A 21264-nucleotide genomic window follows, 5' to 3' on the forward strand; every position below is an offset into this window, starting at 1 on the left:
TCAGGGTGTCCTTCACTCTCCACCTCCTCCAGCTCGTGGACGAGCACCTCCAGGCTTTCTCCGCGCCAGACCTGCACCTCGAGCCAGGCCAGCCCCACAGACACCAGGAGCCGCCCGCCCATTTCCATGCCCAAAGCCTGACAGGCAAAGCGGGCCCTGCAGGCCATCTCCAGCACCTCCTGGAGTGCGTCAGGGAGCAGGGACAGCGGGTGCAGCATCATCCCCATCCCTTCCAGATCGAAGGCGATCTCCGGAAGAGGTCGGGTGTCCGGGAGCCGTGACCGCATCTCCTGGGCAGAGCGCAGCAGCTCTGCGATTCTGCCCGCCGGGAGGCTCACCGCCAGGCGCTTGTGGCGGGGTGTCAGCAAGAACAAATCTCTCTCCAACAAATCTCTCTCCATTTGCATCACGTCGTGGTGCGCCCTGCGCACCCTGGTCATCTACTGACGCTAGCACGATTTCCAGCGCTCGCCGGACGAATGATGAGAAATCTCCGTTTTCGCTGTACTGACGCACTAATCGGACACGTCGTGATCTAGGTGGCACTCGAACCCCTCCGCGATCTGTAACAGCAGCCTCTCCTCGCTAACGCCCAGCCGCGACGCCAGCACCCTCGCCAGCTTGTGACTGCAAACCAGCGAGGGCCGCCGTATCCTGCCTTGCTCGTACTTGGTAAGTAGCGACAACGTAATACCAGCTCCCATTGCCAGCGACTCCTGGCTCAAACCAGCACGCAGCCGCAGCCGACGGATGATGTTGGGTTGGCCCATGCCAGCATGGTAACATATTACTAACCTGCTAGCAATATATTACATGTAATAAACTACTGTATATGCCTAAGAAAAGTTTCCGTACAGCCCCTACAGAAATCCACACACCCCAGTGGGCCCGACTTCTGCAGGCCCGGCGTGAGAAACTGGGTTATTCCCGCGAAGGCCTGGCCCTGGCCGCCGGAGTTTCCCCTTCCCTTGTTGCCAAGCTCGAGCGAGGAGCCCACGACATTCGCGACATGAGCGTGGGGCGTTTACAGGCTCTGCTGCGCACCCTGCACCTGCCCTCGATTGAAGTGCTGTTCGGCGAGGGCACAGCGGAAGAGTTTGCACCCTCTGCCCCTGGCGTTGTCGCCATACCCTACTACCCTGCCCTGGCCCCCGCGTGCGTGGGGGAGGAAGCGCCCAGCAGAAGCTACCTGGACACCCGCCTGCTTCCAACCCGCCCGGGCTACACCAGCTTCTTTCTGGCCTTGCTGGAGCGGGAGGCGCTGCGCTCAGAGGAGTTGCAGCTTAGCGAGGGCTCTGTACTGGTGGTCGAACGCAGAGCGGTTCTGGAACGGGGCGTTACCCTGCTCGGCTTTGTCGAGGAAATCCGCCGCCCCCTGATTTTCCGCCTCCCCTCCGAGGCCAGTCTGGTACGTCCGGTCGGGGGCACCGGGGCAACCTTCTGGCTTCTGCCCGACGGCTCACTCCAGACACCTGCGGGCCGGAAGGCCGCGTATGTTCCGGTGGGCATCGTTCATGGGGAGTTCCGCCAGCCATGAGGCAGTGCGCTATATATACCCGCGTATCCACCGAGGAGCAGGTTGAGCGCTACTCCCTCGAGGCTCAGAAGGAGGTGCTCACGCGCTGGGCTGAGGTACTGGGGTATGAGGTAGCGGCCACCTACACCGACCCTGGCTACTCAGGAGCCCAGGAGGATCGCCCTGCCCTGACCCGCCTGCTCGCGGACGCACAGGAGGGACGTTTTGCGGTGGTGCTGGTCTACCGGCTGGATCGGCTGGCCCGCAAGGTGCGTCTAGCCTACGACCTCATCGAGCGGTTGGAGCAGTGTGGCGTGGGCCTCATGAGCTACTCCGAGCCGAATATCAACACCACCACCTCCATCGGTAAGGCGGTGCTGGGAATCATGGCGGTCTTCGCCGAGTGGGAGCGGGACACCTTCGCCGAACGCAGCCGACTGGGCCTTCGCAAAGCCGCACAGAGCGGTCGGTATCTGGGAGGTATCGTGCCCTACGGCTACACCGTTGAGGACGGTCGCCTGACGCCCCAGCCCGAGGAGGGAGCGGTGGTGCGGCAGATATTTACCTGGGTTGCTGAACGGGGCTGGAGCACCGAGCGGGTTGCCCAGGAGCTCAACCGCCTGGGCGTACCTCCCAAGTACCGGCGTGAGGGGCGCGGGGTGCGGGGCAGACGCACCGCCGGGGTCTGGCGGGGAGGCGGGGTGCTGCGCATCCTCAAGAACCGCACGTATATCGGGGAGTACACCTACGGCAAGCGCACCCGCAAGCCTCAGCCCGATCTGGTGCCGGTAGCGGTACCGCCCCTGGTAGAACCCGCGCTTTTCCAGGCTGCCCAGGAGCAGCTAGCCCGAAACGCCCTGTTCGCCGCGCGTAACGCCCGCAGCGTGTACCTGCTCAAAGGGCTCATTCGCTGCGGAGTCTGCGGGCGGGCATATGTGGGCTCAAGCGACTATTACGCCTGTGTGGGGCGTGTGAACCGCCAGGCTTCTCCCATCCCCTCCATGCGCTGTACCGCTCCTCATGTGCGCCGGGCAGAGCTTGAGGAGAGCATCTGGCAGGACATCCGCACCTTCCTTCTGAACCCTGGTGAGGCTTTGCAGGCTTTTGTGAATGAGGAATCCCCGGAAAGGAATGATATGAAATCCTTTTGATTCATTCCCCTAACATCCCCCCGGCCACCAGTGAAATAGGGTGTAGCTCTGGATAAGCGCGGGCTGGGTTTGTAGGTAAGCGCACCGGGCTTCCACCTTGGCCCACAGCTCCTCTTCATCCTGCACCTGCCCATTGGCCACGACCGCGTCAATGAGCCCCCAGGTTCGTTCTACCGGCTGCAACTCGGGCGAGTAGGGTGGCAGATAACACAGCCCCAGGCCCTTGGCTGGCTCCACCCGCCCCGAGGTGTGCCAGCCAGCCTGATCCAGCACCACCAGTACCAGCTTGCCCGCCCCCGCCCCCCGTAGCCGGGCAAAGGCCTCCAACACCAACTGGAACCCCTCCACCGAGACCGAGGGCAGCAGCCAGTACTCGCTTTCCCCCGTACCCGGTCTTATGAAGGCGTACACATACAGCCAGCGATAGCGGGGCCGCTCCTGCGCTAGCGGCGTCCTCCCTCGCAAGGCCCATACCCGTCGGCGGATGGGCTTCAGCCCTATTCGGTGCTCATCAAAGCCCCACACCTCCAACTCCAGTTCAGGAAAGAGCAACCTGAACAGGAAAACCATCAGAAAGAGCTTTTTTTGAAAGCCTCCTGCCGCTTCGCATCCGCCTCCCGGTGGCGCGGCCGGGGGCGCAGCGGGGCCAGGCCCAGGCGACGCATCCAGTACCAGGCCCGCCGCCCATCCACCGGACGTCCCAGCCTTTCAGCCAGCCACTCCGCAGCGTTGCGAATGCTCCAAAGCCCGTCCCTGGGATGGGGCTGGAGGAGGGCCTGGCGGAAGCCCTCCTGGAGTTCGGGCGGTACGAGGGGGGCCCGGCCTTTGTTCTCGTGCCGCAGATTCTTCATGGGCAGGCCCTGATTGTAGCGGTGGATTACCTGACGCACCCAGCGATCGGTATAGCCCAGATTCCTGGCTACCTCGGGGATGCTCTGACCCCTGGCCAGCAGCCAGAGAGCGTGCCAGCGGGCGCGTTCGGTGTGGTCTTGGGACTCCCGGTAGAGGGCGTGGAGGTTATCCGGATGGTGTCGCAGTTGGAGTTCCAACCGGGGGCGGCGCTGATGTTGGGCCAGTTGCATGGCTCCATTTTAGTGGAAAGAGTCTTGAAGATTTCTTATGAGGTCTCCTTGCTGGAAAAACGCCTGCAGGCCCTCTTCGAAGCCCGGGCCCGCCTGCTGGATCTTTATCTGGAGGGAGGGGTGGAAAAGGAAACCTACTACGCCCGCCTCGAAGATCTGGACGCCCGCGTCCGGGAAGTCCAGGCGAGCGTGGAAACAGCCCGGCAGCGCTCCATCGCCGAGCGCCAGCGCAAGGAAGCCCTCCACTCCCTGGAGAGCCTCTCGGCCCGCCTGCGTGATCGGATAGACCGCCTTACCCCGGAAGAGAAGCAAGCCGTGGCACGAGAGCTGGTGGAGGGAGTAACCGTGCGGCCCGGAAAGGGAGAGGTCGAGGTTGAGGTGCGTTACCGGTTCGGGCAGATTGCACCTCACACGGGCAGGGGTTCATGGCCGCAATCAGCAAAAACCGCGCAGGATAGGTGAAGCTGGCCCGGGCCCGCGAGATGGTCACCACCCCGTCCTCCAGGGGCTGGCGCAGCACCTCCAGGGCATCGCGGGAAAACTCGGGGAACTCGTCCAGGAAGAGCACCCCCCGGTGGGCCAGGGAAATTTCACCCGGTTTGGGAATGGTGCCCCCGCCGATCAGGCCCGCATCGGAGACGGTGTGGTGCGGGCTGCGGAAGGGTGGGGTCTGGATCAGGCCGCGCAAGAGCCGTCCGGCGGCGGAATGAATGCGGGTGACCTCGAGCGCCTCCTGATTTTGCAAGGGTGGGAGCAGCCCCACTATGCGCTTGGCCAGCATGGTCTTGCCCGAGCCAGGGGTACCGGTCATGAGCAGGTGGTGGGCACCGGCTGCGGCAATTTCCAGGGCCCGCTTGGCCTTGGCCTGGCCCTTCACGTCCAGCAGGTCGAGGGCCACTTCAGCAGGTTCAGACTCCGGGCTGGGGCGGGTGGGGGCCAGGTCTTCCTGGCCTTGCAAGAAGCGCACCACCTGGGCCAGGTGGGCTGCTCCGAACACCTTCACCCCCTCGATGAGGGCGGCTTCCTGGGCCGAGGCCTGGGGCATCAGAAGTTGGTAGCCCTCCTGGTAGGCCCCCAAAGCCAGGTTCACCGCACCGGGCACCGCGCGCAGCTCGCCGTCCAGGCCCAGCTCACCCGCCGCCGCAAAACCTTGCAGGGCCTCGAGCGGAATGACCCCCTGCGCGCAGAGCAGCCCCAACGCGATGGGTAGGTCGTAGTGGGTGCCTTCTTTACGCAGCTCGGCCGGGGCCAGGTTGATCACCACCCGCCCCTGGGGGTAGGGAAACCCAGCGTTCTTGAGGGCCGCCCGCACCCGCTCCCGCGACTCCTCCACGGCTTTGTCGGGCAATCCCACCACCGCATAAAAAGGCATGCCCTGCGAAACGTCTACCTCGACCGTGATGGGCTGGGCCTCGAGGCCAAATAAGCTATAGGTTCGTACTTGCGCCAGCATAGCTACCGCCCTCCAGCTTAGCGGGAAGCTTTGCAAATCTTAGGTAATTGCCAAGGTCGAGCGTCCCAAACAGCTTAGGGCTTGGCGTACCCTCCACCCCACAAACCTCTCCCCTCCCGCAAGTGGCTGTTATGCTGTTAGCCAATGAACGACCATCACGACATGGGTGCGGAAGACCAGGACAACGCCATCCCCCGTCGCTTGATTGGGGAAGTACCGTACGTGCTGTTTGTATCGGCACCCAGGGTTATTGCCGAGGGCATCAAGACCCGGTTGGAACAAAGCCGGATTCCGGTTTACCTCGAGACCCCCTTTAGCCTGCCCGAAGCCTACCTGGGCACCTACACCGGGGATGTGAGCCTCTGGGTGCCCGAGGCCCTCTACCACGAGGCCACCCTGATTCTCGAGCGAGACCACCAAGGAGAAGCATCATGAGCGTAGTGGGAATTGACCTAGGCGGAACCAAGATTATGGCGGGGGTGTTCAGCGAGGGCGTGATTAAGGCCAAGGTGACCGTACCCACGCCGGAAGAAGGCGGCCAGGCCGTAATCGAGGCCATGGCCCAGGCCGCCAAGGCCGCCATCGAGGCCGGGGGCGTAGCCGTGCAAGCCATCGGCCTGGGCACGCCGGGGCCCCTCGACTTCAAGCGGGGCCGGATCAAGTTTGCCCCCAACATCGCCAACTTTACCGATTTCCCCATTGTGGAGTTGCTCGAGCAGGCCACCGGCTACAAGGTCTACATGGAAAACGACGCCAACGCCGCAGCCCTGGCCGAGCACAAGCTGGGAGCCGCCCAGGGCGCCGAAAGCACCCTCTACATGACCGTCTCGACCGGGGTGGGGGGCGGCTTTGTCTGGGGCAACAAGGTGCTGCGCGGTGTGAACGGCCAGGGGGGCGAGATTGGGCACATCACCATGCAGCCGGGCGGCCCCCTGTGCGGCTGTGGGCTGGATGGCTGCCTCGAGGCCCTGGCTACCGGCCCGGCCATGGAGCGCATGGCCCTGGCCTCCTTCAAGCGCGAGATGAGCACCCGCGAGCTGTTCGCGCTGTTCCAGCAGGGCGACCCCCGGGCCAGCCGCATCGTGCTGCAGGCCGCAAGCTGGGTGGGCATCGCGCTGGCCTCGCTGGTCAAGTGCTACGACCCCGAAGTTATCGTCCTGGGCGGCGGGGTGGCCCTCAACGCAGGGCCGGCCTACCTCGAGGAGGTGCAGCGCAGCTACCAGCGCTACATGGAGAACTGGATCACCCCACCCCTCCACCTGGCCAAGCTGGGGAGCGAGGCCGGGTTGTTGGGAGCGGCCCTGACCGCGGCCCTCGAGGTGGGCGAGCTCTAACCCGACCCTTCCCCACTGCTCAAAGCATCCAGCCGGGCCATCTGCGCCTCGGAAAGGCAGATTCGCAAAGCCCCAGCGTTTCCCTCGGCCTGGCGCGCGTTTTTTGCACCCGGAATGGGCAGGGTGCCTTTTTGTATGCACCAGCGCAGGGCCACCTGGGCGGGGGTGGCGCCCAGCGACTCGGCGATCTCGTTAAGAGCCTGAAGCAGTGCGGGAATCTGGGCCTTGCGGGTGACATAGCGCTGGGCCCGGTAGCGGCCTGGTGGGGGGTTGTCCAGGCTATACTTGCCGGTTAGCCAGCCCATAGCCAGCGGGCTGTAGGCCATCAGCACGATACCCTCGGCCTGCATGGCACGCAAAAGGCCCGTCTGTTCAGGTTTGCGCTCGAGCAGGTGGTATTCCACCTGGTTGACAGCCAGCGGCACCCGGTGCCGATCGAGTACCTTAGCCACGCGTTCAAGCTGCTGGAGGTTATGGTTGGAGACCCCTACCGCCCGGGTCAGCCCCTGCTCGTAGGCTTCGGCCAGCGAAAGCGCCCATTGCTCGAGCGGAACCGGCTTCCAGGGCCAGTGCAGCAGGTACAGATCTAGCTGCTGCATCTGCAAGCGCTGCAGGCTTTTTTTAAGCGCAGCAAACAGCGTTTTGCGGGAGAAGCGCCAGGGGTAGGGAAACAGTTTGCTCACCACCAGGGGCTTGGGCTCATAAGCGTGGTAGAAGCGCCCGATTAGCCTTTCCGAAAGACCAAAACCATAAAACTCGGCGGTGTCAAAAAGCCGTACCCCACCCTGCAAGGCCGCCCGGTAGGCTGCCTCGGTATCGCCTGCCTGGTAGCCATTGCCGTAGCCCCAGACCAGCCGGTCGCCCCACTGCCAGGTGCCGATACCCATGGGCGGGATGGCCGGAAGTCCCTTGATCTGAATCTGCTCGCTCACCCCTCGAGCCTACCTTGCCCATCCGGCCCGGGTATGTGACGTATGAGCCAGGCTACCCCTGCACCACATCGAAATAGGCCTCTTGCAGCCGGTCTACAATCACCTCGAGGCCTTTTTCAATGGCCCGATCCAGGTTCTCGGCCGGAATAAGGGGAACCCCGGCACCTCGAGCAAGTTCAATCAGGTGCTGCTGGATGAGGCGAATTTCGCCGAAGTGCTGCGCATAAGCCCCACTGGTGCGCGACCCCCCGGTCTCTCGTTCACGCAGGGCAAAGCGGTCGCGGTGCAGGGCCTCGTCCTCGAGCACCAGCATAATGGGAATCTGAATGACCTCGTGCTGGTACTGGTGGGTCATGTAGCCCGGCACCACGTGCACACCCTCCACCACCAGCGAGGTTTTTTCCCGGGCGCTGCGCTCCTGAATGGCCCGCAGACCCACCGCCACCCTCGAGACCTGATCACGAAACCCCTGCATTACCAGCGCTGCGCTGGGTTCGGCTTTCTGAGGCGTGGTCAGCACCCGCCACGACTCAAAACTGCTGGTGTGCAGGGTGGGCAGCAGGTCTTTGGGGATGGTCGCCCGCAGTATTTCCCGTACCGCATCGGTTGAAATCATGCGGGTAATGCCCAGCCGATAGGCCAGGGCCGAGGCCAGCACGCTCTTCCCTACCCCGGCCACCCCTCCAATCAGCAGATGCACCGGCTTAACCGCCCGTCGAATGCTTCGTAGCAGGTGATAGCGGCGGGCTACCTCTTCCCCGGCTTCCTCCATGAGCTCTTCCGAGACCGCTTTACGCAGGTAGTCGCGCTTGACCACAGTCGAACCGCTATCGCGCAAGCGGCGTTCCACATCGCGGGCCAGCCGGTAGGCCGCATCGGGCGATAGCCCCACCGCCATTACCGACTGGGCCAGTACCCCTTTGGAGAAAGGCACCCGCGGCTCACCTTCCCCTTCCTCCACAAAAATTTCTCCGGCCAAGGCCTGCCTTCCGGCATAGCGGTTTTTTGCAGCAGGCCCAAATAGCTCTTCGATCTCGGCTGCAATACGCCGCTCCAGCTCATCGGCATCAATCGAGCGCACCCCACTGCGGCGCAGGCGGTTTTCCAGCGAGCGGGCAATGGTCTGGGCCTCGCGCATAGAGAACCCCGCATCCTCCAGGCTGCGCACCAGCACCCCCTTGGAGAAAGGCCGGCGGCGGTAGCCCTCCCGAACCACAATGTCTTCAAAGGCCTGGGTCTGGCCCCTGAGCCGTTCGGCCATCTCGGGGCCAAAGTTTTTTTCCACCTCTTGAATCAGCATTTTTTTGAGCGCCAGGGCAGTAACTTCTGGCTTTTTGCGGGCCCGCAGTTGTTCCTCGATGGTGTGGGCCACCGACATAGCCGGCTCCATCTTGAGGCCCGCCATCATCATGGACTCCACCAGAAGCCCCTTCGAAAACGGCCAGCGAAACCCTCCCGGCGTCTTGATAAACACTTCGCGCACGGTTCAATCGTACCCGAAAAAGGTTTGACACACCCCATTCGTAGGTGCTAACCTAACGGTTGCTGAACCCCTCGAGGGGCAGCAACTGCGGCGCTGTAGCCAAGTGGTAAGGCAGAGGTCTGCAAAACCTCCATTCACCGGTTCGAATCCGGTCAGCGCCTCCAAAGGTTCTCCGCTTGTTTTAGGCGAGAATACCGGATTGAAGCCTTATGCGGGCGCGTAGCTCAGATGGCTAGAGCACTACCTTGACACGGTAGGGGTCGTTGGTTCGAGTCCAATCGCGCCCACCACGTCCAGCACGATAAACCCCCTTTATGCAAAGAGTGCATAAAGGGGGTTTTGATGCAATAAACAACGCCTAGTCAGCCGATTGAACCCCTAAAAAACGGAAAGGGTATTCGTCGCTCAGCTCGGCCCGGCCTTCGTTGACCAGCTCCTGCATTAGCTTCATCAAACGCCGACGGGACATGGGGAAGCGGGCCTCGAGGTCGTCGTAGGTGAGGGGGCTTTCAATGAGCGCAGCAGCCACCGCTGCTTTTAGCTCGGCCCATTTGCCGGCCCTCGAGCCCCGTTCCTGCCCCAGCAAATGTGACACCGCCCGATCGCGCAGGGCGGTAGCCTCGGTAATGCTCAGGCCCAGGGTAGGGGCCAGATCTGCCAGTGGTTCGCCCTTGGCATAGGCCAGAACCAGCATAGGCTGGGGTTCGGGCAGTTCCTTAACTGCTTCCTCCAGCGGCATTCCCAGGCGCTGCTCAACCGCCAGGCGAAAGCGGCGGCCCTGGGCTTGCGCGGTGATGTCTTCTTCCCGGAGCTTTTTTAGGGCCCGGATCTCAACCTGGCGCACCCCCTCGGGGGTCAGGCTTAGCCGCACACCAATGGCCCGCAAGGTTTCGCCCGCAGCCCTGGCCAGCAGAACCTCGCGCTCGAGCGGATAAAGTTGCTCGAGGTGTTCGGCCAGCTTGGTCGGTGGTACGCCCTTACTGAGGAAGTATTGCCCAGGTGTTTTTTTAGGCATATGTTCTAGGAACTCCTCACCTTTTCGATTATAATGGCATATCAGGTGCTACTGGGCAATTTCTGCACCTAAACCAGCAAGATTGCAGGTCAAAGCGTCTCAACGGCAAAGCATTACAGGCAGGAGCATATGAAACAACAAGCCATTCTCATCCTAACCTCCGAAGGTACCCACCCAGGGCTGCGTACCGCACCCGGCACCGGTTGGACTAAGCTCTTCCAGGCTGCCGACTACTACCTCGACCTCAGCTACAAACAAGACAGCGCGCAAGGTCTCCTGGTCGGTCAGGTGCTGCGCGAAGGTGGGGTTTCGTTTAGCACGGGCAAGGTCACGCTGCTTGACCCCCAGGGCACCCCCCTTCAAACCGCAGAACTGACTCCCAAAGCAGGTTTTCGCCTGACCGTAGACAACCTAGCCAAACACCGGCTCGAGCTAACCCTCGACCAGGCCACCTTCGATGTGGCCCTTTCCTAGAGCGGGCTGAAAAAAGACAGGGTCGCCACGTAACGCCTGGGGGCTTTTTGATGTGCAAAAATCACAGCCTGGCCCCCAAGCAGCCCCTAAGCTAAAGGACGTCTACTTCGGTAGGCAAGGCAAAATTGAGCTGTATTGTAATGTAGGCACATTATAAACCAAGTGCACGTATCCCTGTGTGCGTTGACCACACAGGGAGGGGTGGTGTATTGTCTTGTCCAAGGTTGGAAGTCAAAAAACAAAAGCGCTTCCACGCCGTCTAGGAGGAGGAAACTATGAAAAAGCTCGCCTTCAAGATCGCCACCCTGATCGCCGCCCTGGTTGCCCTGGCCGCAGCCGCTGGTGCTGGTGCGGATTGGCAGTAACTACGTAACGCCTTCGCGGGTGCGGTGGTGCAAACCGCACCTGTTTGCTTTGGTTTTTACCCTAGACTACAGGGGTGAAGGCCCTGTTTCCGCTGCCTCCCCTGCGCGTTCTGATCTTCTTGCTAGTGCTGTTAGGGGCTTTTGTTGGACTGATTTACCTGCTACTACCGCGCCCCAGTGCTCATCTTCCCAGTGCTCTAGATATAACCTTCTGGGTCATCTTGATTATTCTTTCTAAGCGTGTGGCAGTTACGCTGCCTTTTAACGCGTCTATGTCTCATGCATATGTGGTGGCCCTGGCCGCCATCACCCTCTTCCCCCCCGGGCTGGCCGCGGGCCTGGTGTTTGTATTTAGCTTCAACAAGGACTTCGGCCGCCCCGGCTACACCTGGTACAAAGACCTTTTCAACCGCACCCAGTCGGGCCTGGCCACCGGCCTGGCCGGCCTGGCCTGGGGCTGGGCGCAGGCCCACTTTGGCGCCCACCCCTACCTGCAGGAGGCCGCGGGGATTCTGGCCGCCTCGCTGGTGTACTTTTTTGTGAACGTCGGGAGCGTCACCTACATAATCTACCTGGCCAGCGGGGCCAGCCTGCGCAAGGTCTGGTTTGAAAACTTCGGCTGGCTCTGGGTGAGTTACCTGGTGCAGGCCCCCATCGGCCTGCTGCTGGCCAAGGCCTACCAGACCCCCCTCATCTGGGGCTGGGGCGGGTTTACGGTACTCTTTATGATGCTTTTGCTCTACTTCTCGCGCTTCTACTGGGACGAAAAGGTGAAGATCGAGGCGGCCTTCGACGACACCATCGAGGTGCTGGTGGCGGCCCTGGACGCCAAAGACCCCTTCACCCGGCTGCACTCCGAGCGGGTGGCGGCCATCGCCGGCAGCATCGCCAAGCGGATGGGCTTCGACGAGCAGGATGTAAAGCGCATCACCTATGCCGCCCGCATCCACGACATTGGCAAAGTAGCCATCCCAGACTCCATCCTGCTCAAGCCCGGCAAGCTAACCCCAGAGGAGTTTGATCTCATCAAAACCCATCCCACCAAAGGCCTCGAGGTGCTCCACCCCATGCAAAGCCGGTTATCCAAGGAGGTACAGGGTGTCATCGCCCATCACCACGAACGTTGGGATGGTAGCGGCTATCCCAGTCGGCTTAAGGAGGAGCAAATTCCACTCTGGGCGCGCATAGTAGCGCTGGCCGACGCCTACGAGGCCATGACCGCAGGCCGGGCTTACAGCCCGGCCAAAACGCCCCAGGAAGCCCTTAATGAGATAATCATGCAAGCGGGGCGGCAGTTCGACCCGCAGGTGGTCAAGCACTTCGAGGCCCTGTGGCACGAAGACCCCATCTGGAAGGATCGGGAGGAATTCTTACGACGCTATACCTTGCCAGCGCACTTATCGGGATTGCCCTTGCGCTCGGGCTCCGGGCAAGTCTCCGCGATATCGCCAGCCTCGAGCTCAGGTCGGCCTGGGCCTTCGTAGCAGCAGCGCTGCTGGAAGGGGGCCTGGCCTTTGCCACCGTTCGCGGCCTGGTGGCCCCCGAAATTGCCGGCCCAGTCGCCAAAGCCCTGGTGCTGCTGCTGGTGGGCTATGGTGTGTGGGTCAATGCCCATCTGCGCGGGCTGTGGTTTGTGGGGCTGGGGCTTTTGTGTAACGCGCTAGTTATTTTCGCCAATAGAGGGCATATGCCTGTAAGCAGCGAGGCGCTGTATAGGGTGGGGTTGGAGTCCTATATCCCCAAACTCCAGCAGCAGTACGACGCCGTCCATACCCTGATGACCGGCTCCACACAGCTATGGTTTCTGGCCGACATTATTCCGGTGCACGTGCTGGGCTACACCAACGTAATTAGCCTGGGCGACGTGTACCTGATGGTGGGCATCGCACTCACCATCGTGGGTGGGGCGTTGGAAAGCAAAAGAAAGGCACAGGAACCTATAGACATCGACTTAAGTTTCTAGTACGACGGCTTTGATTGTGCTGCACTGTTCCTATTTCGGCGTGAAAAAGAAAGCGAAGCCCAGCAGCACATATACCCCCAAGAGCATTACCCCTTCCAGCCAGTGGCTTTCTCCATCCCGCACCACCGCATTGGTGGCCAGAATCGAGGCTGCCAGGGCGGCAAGCTCTAGCGGATTTTGAAACACCAAGTCCATAGGACGGCCCGCCAGGTAACCCACAATCACCAGAATGGGGGCCACCAGGAGGGCAATTTGCAAGGAAGAGCCCACTGCAATCTGCACTGCCAGATCCATCTTGTTCTTCATGGCGAAAATTACCGCCGCGAAGTGCTCGGCAGCATTGCCCACCAGTGGAATCAGGATGATGCCCACAAAGAATTCCGAAAGCCCCAGGGTTTTGGTGGCCTCCTCGAGGCTCCCCACTAAAAACTCGGCCATCACCGCCACCCCCACCGTGGCCGCTGCCAGCACCCCCACCGCCACCGGCAGGCTCCAGTGGGCCTCGTGGTGGGCCTCGTCGGACAGGCCCGAAACCAAATCTTTGTGGGTTCTGAGCGAAAAGTAGATGTTGGCAAGGTAAATCAGGATTAGCACCCCAGCGGTGGCCAGGCTGAACATCTGGTCGGGCAGGGCCGGGTTCGACACCTTGAAAAAGTTGCGCTCGGCGATGTCAAAAAAGGCCGGCAGCATGAAGGCAATTAGGGTGAGGGTCAGCAGCGAGGTCATCACGCCCGCGGCTTTGGCGTTGAAGCGCTGGGTGCTGTAGCGCAACCCCCCCATAAAAATCGAGAGCCCCAGCACTAGCAGAAGGTTGGAGAGGATCGAGCCGGTGATGCTGGCTTTTACCACCTCGAGCTTGCCCGCCAGCAGGGCCACCAGGGCGATAATCAGCTCCGCCGCGTTGCCAAAAGTGGCGTTGAGCAGCCCCCCCACCGTGCTGCCCGCACGGGCCGCCAGCTCCTCGGTGGCCCGGCCCATAAAACCCGCCAGCGGCAGCAGGGCCAGGGCCGAGATCAGAAAAATCCAGACCGCAGGGGCGTGCAGCACTTCCAGGGCAATCGCCAGAGGGACAAAGCCCAGCAAAATGTAGTTCCACATGAGGGTTATTCTACGCCGATATCGGGCTTATAGCCGGTTCTTCTATTTGTATTTGAGCGCAAGACGCAATTCCTTACCGACCCCGTCGTCTAGAGCCCAGATGCTCGGCACAACTCAGTCCAACCACTTCTCCATGAAGATCAGGTCATCGCGGCGGTAGCCGAGCCGCTCGAAGAAATCCTGGGCCCCGGTGTAGGATGGCTCGACTAAAAGGTTTAGCTTCTGGCAGCCCTTAGCTTTGAGGCGGGCCTCGAGCTCCTCCAGCATCCGCTTACCCCAGCCCTGCCCCTGGCCAAAGGGGTGGACAGCCATGTGGTACAGCCAGCCCCGCCGCCCGTCGTAGCCCGCCAGCAAGGCCCCCAGAATCTGGCCGTCCTCCTCCACCACCAAGAACAGATCGGGGTCGCGCTCGAGCTTCTTCTGCAGCCCCTCGAAGCTATCCGAGGGGTTGAGCTCCAGGCCCGCGTCTTGCCAGAGGGCCAGTACACTCGTGTAGTCGGCCATGCGGAACTCACGGATGGGCATACTTTAGAGTAGCGCAAAACCCCACACAGAAAAAAGGCGGCCTCGAAGACAAGCGGGCACCGCGGAAGCAGTTACGGTTTGAACACCACCTTGATGCCCCGCCGGGTGGCCGCGGTTTTGATGGCCTCGGGCCAGGCCTCGAGGCCAAATTTGTGGGTGACCATGGCCTCCACACCCTCCATCTCGGGCAGCAGCCTGACCGCCTCGGCGAAGTCGTCCCAGCTATAGGCATAGCTGCCCACCAGCCTCACCTCGCGGAACCAGTAGGGCGAAAAGTCGTGCAAGGCGGTGGCCGGGGCCCCCAGCAGCAAGACCCGCCCCCCTTCCTGCACAGCCCAGCTAGCCTCCTGTAAACCCCTGGGGGAACCCGAGGCCTCCACCACCCCCTCAAAACCGCCCCGCCAGGAGGTGGCCCCCAAAATACCCCGGTAACGCCGGCCTCCGGCCGCTTGTTGAGCCGCCTGGGTGGAGGGAAAAACCTGATTAGCGCCAAACTGCCGTGCTAACTCGGCCTGGCGGGGATGGCGAGCCACCGCCCACAAAGGCCCCTCAAACCCCAGCACCCGCAGCATTTTGACGGCCAGCAGACCGATGGTTCCGGCCCCAATGACCAGTACCTGAGCAGGCCAGTTCATGCGCCAATTCATGTGATGGATTTCTGGCTTGGTGCGGGGTTTGCTTTCGCCCCAGGCCTGCCGCAGTCCGTGCAGCACCACCGCTGCAGGTTCAGTGAGTACGGCGCGCTCGTCGGGCACGCTTTCGGCAATGGGAAAGATGCGTTCGCGGTGGGCCACCATACGCTGGGCCCAGCCGCCCCCCAGGTCTTTGCAAAAGCCCAGCATACCGGGGCCAAAGTTGCCTTCGGCCACGTTGAGGCAGAGGTGATCGTCGCCCCGGGCACAGGCCGGACAGTCCGGCAGGCCGCGCTCGAGGCAGGCCAGCACCGGATTGACCGCCACCCGCACCCCCCCCAGCTCGGCTAGAATCTCGTGCCCCAGGATCGCCGGGAAGGAGAACATCCCGGAAAGGGTGGGGGCCTGTTTGCCGTAGAGCAGGGCCAGATCACTCCCGCAAATGCCCGATAGCCGCACCTTGAGGCGCTCAAAACCCGCGGGCCGTTCGGGTTCGGGTAGGGTGGCTAGCTGCAAGGAAAGCGCCCGGGCCGGGTAGCGCTTACCCAACAGCTTGGCGGCCGCGTAACGCGGGATGGAGGGAGTAAAGAGCAAACCGCGCATAAGCACCCGCGAACCAGCACCGAGGCGGGTTAGGTTTTGGGTAGCTGGAGCCGTCGCCGAGGTTTGCATGCCCCTCCATTTTGCTCCCAAATAGACTTTGGAGAAAGATCACCTCAGAACTATCTGCAGGTTTTGCATGACCCGCCGGGTGGCTGGCGATTTGTTGAGGGTGTAGAGGTGCAGGCCCGGAACCCCGGCCTCGAGCAGCTCCTGGGCCTGGCGGGTGGTGTGCTCAACCCCGATCTCCAGCACCTCCTCGGGGCTTTGGGCGCGCTCGAGGCGCGAGAGCAGCGGCCCTGGGATGCTGGCCCCGCACAGATCCATGAATCGGCGCACCTGGGCCAGGTCGGTGATGGGCATCAGGCCCGGCACGATGGGCACCCGAATCCCAATGCGGCGAGCCCGCTCCACGAAGCCAAAGTAAAGCGCGTTGTTGAAGAAAAGCTGGGTGACCACGAAGTCGAGACCGGCCTCCACCTTTTGCTTCAGGTGGCGCAGGTCGGCCTCGAGGCTCACCGCCTCTGGGTGTCCCTCGGGGTAGCCGCCCCCAGCCACCGCGAAGCGATCGCCAAACTCGGCCCGGATCAGGGCCACGAGTTCGGAGGCGTAGCGGAAACCCCCGGCCACCGGCTGGAATTCCCGTGCCCCGTGGGGGGGGTCGCCCCGCAGCGCCATGATGTTCTCCACCCCCGCCTGGGCATACTCGTGCAGGCGGGCCAGCAGTTCCTCGCGGGTGCTGCCCACGCAGGTCAGATGGGCCATGGCCGGCAGCCCCACCTCGTTCTGGATGCGGGCGGCCCACTCGGCGGTTTTGTTGCGCTCGCTGCCCCCGGCCCCATAGGTGATAGAGACAAAGGCGGGCTTCAGGGGCTTTAACTCGTGCAGGGTGCGGAACAGGGCGGCCTCGCCCTGGGGGGTTTTGGGCGGAAAGAACTCGAAGGAGAAAAGCGGTCGGCCGCTTTGCAGCAGGGTGCTAATCTTCATGGCCCACCTGCTCCACACTGGCCAACGCCTCCAGGAGCATCTGCTGGAGGTCCTGGGGGCTCTCGAGGCCCACCGAAAGGCGGATGGTCTCCGGGCCCACCCCCGCCGCCCGGCGGGCTGCCTCGGGGATGCGGCTGTGGGTGGTGGTCCAGGGGTGCACCGCCAGGGTGCGGGCATCCCCCACGTTGGGCGCCTGGATGATCTTCAGGTTGGCAAGGAAGCGGCTGGCCCCCTCGAGCCCTCCCCGGATGCCAAAGGTCAGGATGCTGCCAAACCCCCCGCGCAGGTACTGGGCGGCCCGGGGGTGGGCCGGGTCGGTGGGCAGGCCGGGGTAGCGCACCCAGGCCACCTGGGGCTGGGACTCGAGCCAGCGGGCCAGGGTCAGGGCGGTCTGGCTGGCCCGCTCGATGCGCAGCGCCAGGGTCTCGAGGCCCTGAAAAAGCAAATAGGCGTTGAAGGGCGAGAGCACCATCCCGCCCAGCGAGAGCCCCAACTGGCGCACCCGCTCCAGGAAACACCGCGCCCCAAACTGCTCCCAGGGGATTTTGCCCTGGGCATCGGGGCTGGTGAACTGCGGGTAATGCTGCCAGAGGGCGGTTTCCCGCGAGAGCACCGCACCCCCCAGAATTGAGCCGTGGCCGCTGGCCCACTTGGTTAAGCTGTGCACCACCACGTGCGCCCCGTGCTCCAGGGGGCGGGCCAGGGCCCCCACCGCGCCAAAGGTGTTGTCCACCACCAGGGCCACCCGGTGGGCCTCGCACAGCCCGGCCAGCCCTTGCAGGTCGGGGAGCTCGAGCGAGGGGTTGCCCAGCACCTCCACGAAAACCGCCCGGGTCTTCTCGTTCAAAGCCGCCTGCACCGCCGCCACTTCGGGCGCCACAAAGTGCACCCGCACCCCCATCAGGCCAAACACCTGGTTCAAAAGGCCCACCGTGCCGCCAAACAAGCCGGGGCTGGCTATCACCTCGTCGCCCGCGCGCACCAGGGCCAGCAGGCTGGCAAAGCTGGCGGCCTGCCCCGAGGCCAGGCAGACCGCCCCCAAAGCCCCTTCCAGGGCGGTGAGGCGGGCCTCGAGGGCCGCCACCGTGGGGTTCTGGAGGCGGGTATAGGTGTAGCCCTGGTTGGTGGCAAACTTGTGGGCGCCGTCCTCCAGGTCGGCGAAACCATAGGCCGCCGTCGCATAGATCGGCACGCCCACCGCGTTATGGGGATCTTGTGGGGGAAGCCCACTCAAAACAGCCAGACTAGAAAACTCCATCTACCCTCCTTCTGTCCTGCACGAAGAAGGGCTTTGTTCCCTTCTTCCATCTTTCCCCTGGTGCCTTTGCTGTGCCTAGCGACACCGGGGCGGATTTGGCACCAAGCGCGGGGGTTTCTCGGTAATGGGCGATTACCCCCGCAGGTTGCCGCAGCTTCATCGGGCCGTTCCCTCCGCTGCTCTGGATAGAAGAACTGCTTACCCTGGGTGGGTAAGGTTCTATGCAATGGTATGGGCTGGGAGAAGCGTCGTCAAGCTACAGGTAGCCCACCCGCCGGAGCTCCTCCTCCACCGTCGCCAGCACCTTTCGGTAGGCCTCCTCCAGCGTCACCCCCCGCAGGGTGGCCCCCGCCGCCGGCACATGGCCTCCACCGCCCAGCTTGACCGCCACCGCCTGGGCCGAGACCCCCCCACGGCTGCGAATGCTGATTTTCACACCTTCCTCGCGTTCGCGCAGAAAAACCGCAATCTGGCTGCCTTCGGCGTAGCGGATGATACCCACAAAGTCGTCGGAGTCTTCCTCGTTAATCCCGGGGGGCATATGGGCCGTCACCAGCAGCCCCCCAAAGTGAAACTCCACCGTGGAAAGCACCGCCCCCATCACCTTGAAGTAGCCCACCGGCCGCCACTGCAGGCGGTCGGTCAGCTCGGCCAGTTGCACCCCGTGCCCCACCAGCTCGGCGGCGGTGTGCAGCACCTCGGGGGTGGTGTTGGCAAAGCGAAAGTTGCCGGTGTCGGTGATCAGGCCGGTCAGCACCGGGGTGGCAATCTCGGGTGTCCAGGTGACCCCCAGCGCATCAATCAGGTCTTTGACGATCTGGGCGGTGGCAGCCTTGGAGGGATCCACCACCGAAAGGTAGCCAAAGCGCGGGTTGGTGCCGTGGTGGTCAATGTTGATCACGAATCCCTCCACCGGCGCGCCCGCCACCCGGCTGGGCTCCGCCGAGTCCAGCACCACCAGGGTGGCCCCCTCCGGCACCTGCTGGATGGGGTCGCTGTACTCGTCTTCCCGCACCAAAAACCGCAGGAAACGCGGGGGGTTGGCAATCCAGGTCACATTTTTATCCAGGGCTCTGAGGGCTCGAAAGAGCCCCAGCGACGAGCCAATGGCATCGCCATCGGGGTCTACGTGCGAGACCACGATGATGGGGCCCTCGAGCTCGCGCAAGGTGTCGGCCACGGTTCGAATCTTCTCCCAGTAGCGGGGCTCGGGGGCGTTGTGTGCAGCGTCCATAGCATCTCACTATAACGGCAAATCGCCCGGCCAAGTGAGTACGCTATTCGCCAACTCCCCTCCTCACAGCGGAAAAAATCAACGCCCCAATATCTCGGGCCGGTTGCGCGTACAGGCTATAATCCCGGTTGGACTTATGGAACGGCTCATCTCCCCCACCCCCTCCCTCAAGGGCACCCTTCGCGTTCCCGGCGACAAGTCGGTCACCCACCGCGGCCTTATGCTGGGCACGCTGGCCCAGGGCGAAAGCACCCTCTACTACCCGCTTAAGGCCGGCGACACCCTCTCCACCGCGCAGGTGATGCGCCAGCTTGGGGCCGAAATTACCGAGCAGGGCGAGCATTTTCACATCAAGGGGGTGGGCCTTCGGCTCAAAGAACCCGGCGACGTGCTCGACTGCGGCAACGCCGGCACCCTGATGCGGCTGGTGGCGGGGCTTTTGTCGGGGCAGGAAATTTTCGCGGTGCTCACTGGCGATGCCTCGCTCCGGCGGCGGCCCATGGGCCGGGTGACCCTCCCCTTGCGGCAGATGGGTGCCCGCATCGAAGGCCGCGAGAACGGCAGGCTGGCCCCCTTAGCTATCCGGGGCGGCGGGCTGCGGGGCATCCACTACGAGCTGCCGGTAGCCAGCGCCCAGGTCAAGAGTGCCCTTCTGCTGGCGGGGCTTTTTGCCGAAGAAGACACCGAGGTGCTGGAGCCGGCCCCCACCCGCGACCACACCGAGCGGGTCTTCAGGCACTACGGCCTGCCGATCGAGGTGGAAGGACGCCTGATTCGCACCCGCCGGGCCGAACCCTTCGCCGCCAAAGATCTGACCGTACCCGGCGACTTTAGCAGCGCGGCCTTTTTTATTGTGGCTGCCCTGATCACCCCCGATTCCGAGGTGACCTTGGAGGGTGTGGGCCTCAACCCCACCCGCACCGGGCTGCTCACGGTGCTCAAAGAGATGGGGGCCGACCTGAGCTGGGAAGTGACCGAGGGGCAGGACGGCGAGCCGGTGGGCTGGATCCGGGCCCGTTCCTCCCAGCTCCGGGGTGTGGCGGTAGACCCCCAACTCATCCCACTAATGGTGGACGAGGTGCCCATCCTGGCGGCGGCGGCGGCCTGGGCCGAGGGCGAGACCTATATTCCGGGCCTCGAGGAGCTGCGGGTCAAGGAGTCCGACCGGGTGGCGGCCATCGCCAAAAACCTGCAAAACCTGGGCGTGCCGGTCGAGGTAGGCCCCGACTGGCTGCGGATTCGCGGCGGCCGCGTGGCGGGGGGCGGCCTGGTTGAACCCTTCCACGACCACCGCATCGCCATGGCCTTTGCGGTCTGCGGCCTACCCAAAGGGGTCACAGTGCAGGATGCCGAGTGGGCCAGCATCAGCTTCCCGAGCTTCTGGGAAGATTTAGAACGACTCGCAGGTAACAAGTAAGGATTTTAGCCTTGAACACCGCACAAGACCAGCAACCCCACCACCGCATGACTGAGATCATCACCATAGACGGCCCCTCCGCCTCGGGCAAAACCAGCGTGGCCAAACTGGTGGCCCAGCGTCTGGGCATTCCCTACATCTCCAGCGGCCTGCTGTACCGGGCGGTGGCCCTGATGTGCTTGCTCGAGAACGTTTCTGCCGAGGAGATAGAGACGCGCTTGGCAAAGCACCGCCTCGAGCTCCAGCCCACTGCCACCCAGAACCTGGTTTTTCTGGACGGCCACGAGGTGAGCGAGGCCTTGCACAGCCTCGAGGTAGACCAGGTTGTTTCGGCGGTAGCCGTGCGCCCCGCCATCCGGGAATACGTCAACCAGGTGCTGCGCCAGATTCCGCCCCCTTTCGTGGTGGACGGGCGCGACATGGGCAGCACGGTGTTTCCCCAGGCCCGCTACAAGTTCTATCTCACCGCCAACCCCGAGGTACGGGCCCAGCGCCGCGTCCCCGAGCGGGGCGCCGCCTTCGACACGGTGCTGGCCGAAATCATCCGGCGCGACGAGGCCGACAAACGCCAGAGCGCCCCGGCCAAGGATGCCATTATCCTGGACACCAGCTACCTCGACCTCGACGGGGTGGTGCAAAGGGTGCTCGAGCACATCACCCCGCCGTCCGGGGCATCTAGCACTACCCCGTCCTGACAAAGCCAGGACGGGGACTTACCAAATCCTTTGTCTGCAAACTGCACAAA

Annotated in this window: 23 protein-coding genes, 2 tRNA genes, 1 pseudogene and 1 riboswitch; of the genes and pseudogenes, 11 read left to right on the forward strand and 15 right to left on the reverse strand. The window is 63.2% G+C overall.

Going from position 1 to position 21264, the window contains the following annotated elements; genetic code table 11:
* Both Q0X18_RS12275 and Q0X18_RS12280 read right to left on the reverse strand, forming a co-directional pair.
* Positions 1–389: hypothetical protein (locus Q0X18_RS12275; protein WP_297563105.1), on the reverse strand; the 389-nt coding region annotated here is incomplete at its 3' end.
* Positions 390–515: 126 nt separating this feature from the next.
* Entirely contained in the window at positions 516–770 is a 255-nt protein-coding gene (locus tag Q0X18_RS12280; protein ID WP_119358798.1) for a helix-turn-helix domain-containing protein, read from the reverse strand.
* Positions 771–832: 62 nt separating this feature from the next.
* Here Q0X18_RS12280 and Q0X18_RS12285 point away from each other — a divergent pair, with 62 nt between their 5' ends.
* Complete coding sequence (locus tag Q0X18_RS12285) at positions 833–1537, forward strand: helix-turn-helix transcriptional regulator (RefSeq protein ID WP_297563107.1); 705 nt, start codon at positions 833–835, stop codon at positions 1535–1537.
* Positions 1534–2667 (forward strand): recombinase family protein, encoded by a 1134-nt coding sequence (locus Q0X18_RS12290; protein ID WP_297563109.1) that lies wholly within the window; start codon positions 1534–1536, stop codon positions 2665–2667. Before Q0X18_RS12285 ends, Q0X18_RS12290 begins: the two co-directional genes overlap by 4 nt.
* Positions 2668–2676: 9 nt before the next feature.
* Here the strand turns inward: Q0X18_RS12290 and Q0X18_RS12295 are convergent, their stop codons facing one another.
* The 4 genes and pseudogenes from Q0X18_RS12295 to Q0X18_RS12310 all read right to left on the reverse strand — a co-directional run.
* On the reverse strand, positions 2677–3237 hold the full coding sequence (locus Q0X18_RS12295; RefSeq protein WP_297563111.1) for an IS630 family transposase: 561 nt from the start codon (positions 3235–3237) through the stop codon (positions 2677–2679).
* On the reverse strand, positions 3237–3749 hold the full coding sequence (locus tag Q0X18_RS12300; RefSeq protein ID WP_119361502.1) for a winged helix-turn-helix domain-containing protein: 513 nt from the start codon (positions 3747–3749) through the stop codon (positions 3237–3239). Before Q0X18_RS12300 ends, Q0X18_RS12295 begins: the two co-directional genes overlap by 1 nt.
* A 9-nt stretch (positions 3750–3758) precedes the next feature.
* Positions 3759–4061: a hypothetical protein gene (locus Q0X18_RS12305; protein WP_297563113.1), complete on the reverse strand. Its 303-nt coding sequence runs from the start codon at positions 4059–4061 to the stop codon at positions 3759–3761.
* A gap of 97 nt (positions 4062–4158) precedes the next feature.
* Positions 4159–5202, reverse strand: a pseudogene (locus Q0X18_RS12310) (YifB family Mg chelatase-like AAA ATPase); the annotation flags it as partial.
* 144 nt (positions 5203–5346) lie between these two features.
* Between Q0X18_RS12310 and Q0X18_RS12315 the strand changes: the two are divergent.
* Complete coding sequence (locus Q0X18_RS12315; RefSeq protein WP_297562782.1) at positions 5347–5637, forward strand: hypothetical protein; 291 nt, start codon at positions 5347–5349, stop codon at positions 5635–5637.
* On the forward strand, positions 5634–6536 hold the full coding sequence (locus Q0X18_RS12320; protein WP_297562785.1) for an ROK family protein: 903 nt from the start codon (positions 5634–5636) through the stop codon (positions 6534–6536). The genes Q0X18_RS12315 and Q0X18_RS12320 overlap by 4 nt, the downstream gene beginning before the upstream one ends.
* Here the strand turns inward: Q0X18_RS12320 and Q0X18_RS12325 are convergent.
* The gene (locus tag Q0X18_RS12325) at positions 6533–7468 is read right to left on the reverse strand and encodes an aldo/keto reductase (protein ID WP_297562787.1); all 936 of its coding nucleotides are present in this window, start codon (positions 7466–7468) and stop codon (positions 6533–6535) included. The two genes, Q0X18_RS12320 and Q0X18_RS12325, sit on opposite strands and share 4 nt — an antisense overlap.
* 52 nt (positions 7469–7520) lie before the next feature.
* Positions 7521–8951, reverse strand: a complete 1431-nt coding sequence (locus Q0X18_RS12330; RefSeq protein ID WP_297562789.1) for an ATP cone domain-containing protein — start codon at positions 8949–8951, stop codon at positions 7521–7523.
* 89 nt (positions 8952–9040) lie between these two features.
* Between Q0X18_RS12330 and Q0X18_RS12335 the strand changes: the two genes are divergently transcribed.
* Together Q0X18_RS12335 and Q0X18_RS12340 are read left to right on the forward strand one after the other, a co-directional pair.
* Positions 9041–9115: transfer RNA gene (locus Q0X18_RS12335), tRNA-Cys, on the forward strand.
* A gap of 49 nt (positions 9116–9164) precedes the next feature.
* A tRNA-Val gene (locus Q0X18_RS12340) sits at positions 9165–9241 on the forward strand.
* 68 nt (positions 9242–9309) lie between these two features.
* Here the strand turns inward: Q0X18_RS12340 and Q0X18_RS12345 are convergent.
* On the reverse strand, positions 9310–9966 hold the full coding sequence (locus Q0X18_RS12345) for a sigma factor-like helix-turn-helix DNA-binding protein (RefSeq protein WP_297562793.1): 657 nt from the start codon (positions 9964–9966) through the stop codon (positions 9310–9312).
* 129 nt (positions 9967–10095) lie between these two features.
* Between Q0X18_RS12345 and Q0X18_RS12350 the strand changes: the two genes are divergently transcribed.
* From Q0X18_RS12350 to Q0X18_RS12360, 3 genes are all read left to right on the forward strand, one after another.
* Positions 10096–10440, forward strand: coding sequence for a hypothetical protein (locus Q0X18_RS12350; RefSeq protein ID WP_297562795.1), 345 nt, complete (start codon positions 10096–10098; stop codon positions 10438–10440).
* Positions 10441–10879: 439 nt separating this feature from the next.
* The gene (locus tag Q0X18_RS12355; RefSeq protein WP_374707515.1) at positions 10880–12289 is read left to right on the forward strand and encodes an HD-GYP domain-containing protein; all 1410 of its coding nucleotides are present in this window, start codon (positions 10880–10882) and stop codon (positions 12287–12289) included.
* A 23-nt stretch (positions 12290–12312) separates the two neighbouring features.
* Positions 12313–12768 (forward strand): DUF5317 domain-containing protein, encoded by a 456-nt coding sequence (locus tag Q0X18_RS12360; RefSeq protein WP_297563990.1) that lies wholly within the window; start codon positions 12313–12315, stop codon positions 12766–12768.
* A gap of 30 nt (positions 12769–12798) precedes the next feature.
* On the opposite strand, the gene cax is transcribed toward Q0X18_RS12360, so the two are convergent.
* The 6 genes from cax to Q0X18_RS12390 form a co-directional block, all read right to left on the reverse strand.
* Entirely contained in the window at positions 12799–13866 is a 1068-nt protein-coding gene (cax, locus tag Q0X18_RS12365) for a calcium/proton exchanger (protein WP_297563115.1), read from the reverse strand.
* A 114-nt stretch (positions 13867–13980) separates the two neighbouring features.
* Positions 13981–14391, reverse strand: coding sequence for a GNAT family acetyltransferase (locus Q0X18_RS12370; protein ID WP_297563117.1), 411 nt, complete (start codon positions 14389–14391; stop codon positions 13981–13983).
* A gap of 71 nt (positions 14392–14462) precedes the next feature.
* Positions 14463–15626 (reverse strand): zinc-binding dehydrogenase, encoded by a 1164-nt coding sequence (locus Q0X18_RS12375; protein ID WP_297563082.1) that lies wholly within the window; start codon positions 15624–15626, stop codon positions 14463–14465.
* A 108-nt stretch (positions 15627–15734) separates the two neighbouring features.
* Positions 15735–16610, reverse strand: coding sequence for a methylenetetrahydrofolate reductase [NAD(P)H] (gene metF, locus Q0X18_RS12380; protein WP_297562803.1), 876 nt, complete (start codon positions 16608–16610; stop codon positions 15735–15737).
* Entirely contained in the window at positions 16600–17868 is a 1269-nt protein-coding gene (locus tag Q0X18_RS12385) for an O-acetylhomoserine aminocarboxypropyltransferase/cysteine synthase family protein (protein ID WP_297562805.1), read from the reverse strand. Before Q0X18_RS12385 ends, metF begins: the two co-directional genes overlap by 11 nt.
* Positions 17869–17911: 43 nt before the next feature.
* Positions 17912–18060: riboswitch (SAM riboswitch) on the reverse strand.
* A 64-nt stretch (positions 18061–18124) separates the two neighbouring features.
* The gene (locus Q0X18_RS12390; RefSeq protein WP_297562807.1) at positions 18125–19102 is read right to left on the reverse strand and encodes a bifunctional oligoribonuclease/PAP phosphatase NrnA; all 978 of its coding nucleotides are present in this window, start codon (positions 19100–19102) and stop codon (positions 18125–18127) included.
* Positions 19103–19238: 136 nt separating this feature from the next.
* Between Q0X18_RS12390 and aroA the strand changes: the two genes are divergently transcribed.
* Both aroA and cmk read left to right on the forward strand, forming a co-directional pair.
* Entirely contained in the window at positions 19239–20519 is a 1281-nt protein-coding gene (gene aroA, locus Q0X18_RS12395; RefSeq protein WP_297562810.1) for a 3-phosphoshikimate 1-carboxyvinyltransferase, read from the forward strand.
* A 47-nt stretch (positions 20520–20566) separates the two neighbouring features.
* Positions 20567–21214: a (d)CMP kinase gene (gene cmk / locus Q0X18_RS12400; protein WP_297563084.1), complete on the forward strand. Its 648-nt coding sequence runs from the start codon at positions 20567–20569 to the stop codon at positions 21212–21214.
* Positions 21215–21264 lie beyond the last annotated feature (50 nt).

The sequence above is a fragment of the Meiothermus sp. genome, assembly GCF_026004075.1.
GTDB lineage: Bacteria > Deinococcota > Deinococci > Deinococcales > Thermaceae > Meiothermus.

What these genes read in the sequence shown, in the direction of transcription:
- Q0X18_RS12375 (WP_297563082.1), bottom strand. Translation starts at nt 15,626, where the DNA reads ATGCGCGGTTTGCTCTTTACTCCCTCCATCCCGCGTTACGCGGCCGCC.
- Q0X18_RS12300 (WP_119361502.1), bottom strand. Translation starts at nt 3,749, where the DNA reads ATGCAACTGGCCCAACATCAGCGCCGCCCCCGGTTGGAACTCCAACTG.
- Q0X18_RS12295 (WP_297563111.1), bottom strand. Translation starts at nt 3,237, where the DNA reads ATGGTTTTCCTGTTCAGGTTGCTCTTTCCTGAACTGGAGTTGGAGGTG.
- Q0X18_RS12370 (WP_297563117.1), bottom strand. Translation starts at nt 14,391, where the DNA reads ATGCCCATCCGTGAGTTCCGCATGGCCGACTACACGAGTGTACTGGCC.
- Q0X18_RS12390 (WP_297562807.1), bottom strand. Translation starts at nt 19,102, where the DNA reads ATGGACGCTGCACACAACGCCCCCGAGCCCCGCTACTGGGAGAAGATT.
- cax (WP_297563115.1), bottom strand. Translation starts at nt 13,866, where the DNA reads ATGTGGAACTACATTTTGCTGGGCTTTGTCCCTCTGGCGATTGCCCTG.
- Q0X18_RS12320 (WP_297562785.1), top strand. Translation starts at nt 5,634, where the DNA reads ATGAGCGTAGTGGGAATTGACCTAGGCGGAACCAAGATTATGGCGGGG.
- Q0X18_RS12315 (WP_297562782.1), top strand. Translation starts at nt 5,347, where the DNA reads ATGAACGACCATCACGACATGGGTGCGGAAGACCAGGACAACGCCATC.
- Q0X18_RS12290 (WP_297563109.1), top strand. Translation starts at nt 1,534, where the DNA reads ATGAGGCAGTGCGCTATATATACCCGCGTATCCACCGAGGAGCAGGTT.
- metF (WP_297562803.1), bottom strand. Translation starts at nt 16,610, where the DNA reads ATGAAGATTAGCACCCTGCTGCAAAGCGGCCGACCGCTTTTCTCCTTC.
- cmk (WP_297563084.1), top strand. Translation starts at nt 20,567, where the DNA reads ATGACTGAGATCATCACCATAGACGGCCCCTCCGCCTCGGGCAAAACC.
- Q0X18_RS12285 (WP_297563107.1), top strand. Translation starts at nt 833, where the DNA reads ATGCCTAAGAAAAGTTTCCGTACAGCCCCTACAGAAATCCACACACCC.
- Q0X18_RS12385 (WP_297562805.1), bottom strand. Translation starts at nt 17,868, where the DNA reads ATGGAGTTTTCTAGTCTGGCTGTTTTGAGTGGGCTTCCCCCACAAGAT.
- Q0X18_RS12345 (WP_297562793.1), bottom strand. Translation starts at nt 9,966, where the DNA reads ATGCCTAAAAAAACACCTGGGCAATACTTCCTCAGTAAGGGCGTACCA.
- Q0X18_RS12280 (WP_119358798.1), bottom strand. Translation starts at nt 770, where the DNA reads ATGGGCCAACCCAACATCATCCGTCGGCTGCGGCTGCGTGCTGGTTTG.
- aroA (WP_297562810.1), top strand. Translation starts at nt 19,239, where the DNA reads ATGGAACGGCTCATCTCCCCCACCCCCTCCCTCAAGGGCACCCTTCGC.
- Q0X18_RS12350 (WP_297562795.1), top strand. Translation starts at nt 10,096, where the DNA reads ATGAAACAACAAGCCATTCTCATCCTAACCTCCGAAGGTACCCACCCA.